Source organism: Steroidobacter sp. (genome assembly GCF_016790065.1).
In the GTDB taxonomy this organism is placed as follows: Bacteria; Pseudomonadota; Gammaproteobacteria; order Steroidobacterales; family Steroidobacteraceae; genus Steroidobacter.
Window position 1 is genome coordinate 1 of record NZ_JAEUPY010000716.1, and the last position, 2366, is coordinate 2366.

Genomic DNA, 2366 nt, shown 5'->3' on the forward strand with positions numbered 1-2366 from the left:
CGAATGCCAATGCGGTCGTCGACGTTAACTTGATTCCGCAATTCATTTTGGAAGGCGTCGAGACCATCACGGGCGGCGCGTCGGCGGTGTACGGCTCGGACGCCATGTCGGGCGTGGTCAATTTCAAGAGCAAACGCCGTCTCGATGGCCTGCAAGTGGATCTTCGCTCGGGCATCAGCGATCGCGGCGACGCCAATACTACCGACGTGGGGATCACGGCCGGCTTCGCGATCGACGAGGGCCGCGGCAACGTGTTGTTGTCAGCCGGCTATACGGACCGCGATGTGTTGTTTGGCAGGGATCGCGATTTCTATCAGCTCGGCGTGCTGTCGTCGTTCATTGCCACCGGCACCTATGTGCCGTCGCCGACCAACTTGCCGACTCAGGCGGCGATCAACGGTGTGTTCGCTCAGTACGGCGTCGCTCCCGGCGCGGTGCTCAACTCTCGCAGCTTGGGTTTCAATGACAACGGTTCGTTGTTCGGTCAGATCGGTGTGGTCAACTACCAAGGGCCCAGCACCGGTTATTTCAGCACCACCGGCAACAATGTCCGCCAGCCGGTGACGTATCAGGAGTACATCGTCAACCCGATGGAGCGCAAATCGTTCTTCGGCAAGTTCGACTATGACGTGACCGAACACATCGAGGCCTACGGCCAATTCTTGTACAACCGCACGACTGCGACCGGACAAGTGGGTTGGACGCCGACGCTGTACGCCGTGCCTACGGTGCCAATAACGAATCCCTTCATTCCGGCGGATTTGCGTACGGTGTTGGCGTCGCGCCCGAATCCGACGGCAGACTTCACCATCAACCAGCGCTTCATGGGGTTGGATGCGCGCGAATTCCCATCCGACTTTACCGTCGGCCAATACATCTTCGGCTTGCGCGGCAATTTGCCGTTCAAGGATTGGCAGTGGGACATCTACGGTTCGTATGACTCCACCGATCTGGTCGAGACTCAGAACAAAGCCATTCTGAACTCGCGTATGCGCACGTTGCTGTACGCGGCCGATGGTGGCGCATCTATTTGTGCCGGCGGCTTCAATCCGTTCGGCTATGCCAATTCCACCAATGTGTCGCAGGCCTGCCAGGACTACATGGAGGTCGAGAGTCACGACTACACCCAGCTCACTCAAACCATTTTCGAAGCCAGCATCAAAGGCTCGTTGTTCGCGATGCCGGCGGGCGACTTGAAGTTTGCGTTCACGCTGGACACGCGCGAAAACAAGTTCGAGTTCAATCCGGATCCGGCCCGCGAAAATCAGGACATCATCGGTACTCTGCAGACCTACCCGGCGCAGGGTTCGAGCGATGTGAAGGAAGCGTCCATCGAGTTCCTGGTGCCGTTGTTGAAAGACCAGCCGTTTGCACGTCGACTGGATCTGAACTTGGGCTTCCGTGTGTCCGACTACGATGTGTCGGGCAAAGTGGAAACCTACAAGGCCGATGGTCTGTGGGAGCCGTTCCGAGGCTTCTCGTTCCGCGGCGGCTATGAGCACGCCATCAGGGCGCCGAACATCGGCGAGTTGTACAACCGGGCCGGAGCACAGGCGCAGATCGGTTCGCCGCCGGGGCAGGGCGATCCTTGCGACGTACGATCCACGGCTCGCACTAGCGGTGGCGCTGCGCTACGCGCACTGTGTATCGCCACCGGTGTGCCGGCGCCGATCGTCGACACCTACCAATACACGACGGTGGCTTTCGGCGTCATCAACAGCGGCAACCTGAGTCTCACACCGGAAGAAGCCGACACCATCACCTTCGGCGCTGTATATCGACCGCAGTTCGATGCGCAGTTGTTCTCGGATATTTCGATCTCGGTGGACTACTACGACATCGACATCGCCGACGTGATCGGGCCGATCAGTGGCGGCACGGCGCTGAACAAGTGCTACAACTTGGACGGCACCAATGCCTCGTACGATCCGACCAATATCTATTGCCAGATCATCCAGCGCAATGCCATGACCGGCGGTGTGGACGTGGTCAACACGTTGTATTTCAACTTGGGCGGTTTGCGGACCAGTGGCATCGATGCGCAGATCGACTGGCAATTCCCGCTCGGGCCCGGCAGCTTGGATGTGAACCTGATTGCGAACTTCACTCAGTCCTACGAGGTGCAGCTGTTGCAAGGCTCTCGCTGGCAGGAGTTCGCTGGCACCATCGACGGTACTCAGAATGGTGGCATTCCGTTGCCGGATTGGAAGACGTTGCTGTCGCTGACCTATCGGCTGCCCAACTTCGAAGCTGGCGTGCGCTGGCGGCATTTGCCGGAAATGGATGATGTGACGTCGGTGACACGGCCAGCCAGCCCGGCGGCGGGTGTGCCAGCGTACGATCTGTTCGATGCCACGCTTTCCTAT

General features: G+C 59.1%; 1 protein-coding gene. It reads left to right on the top strand.

Annotated elements, in window-relative coordinates; translation table 11 throughout:
- A partial coding sequence (locus JNL55_RS29320) for a TonB-dependent receptor domain-containing protein (RefSeq protein WP_293863004.1) occupies positions 1-2366 on the top strand: 2366 nt, incomplete at both ends.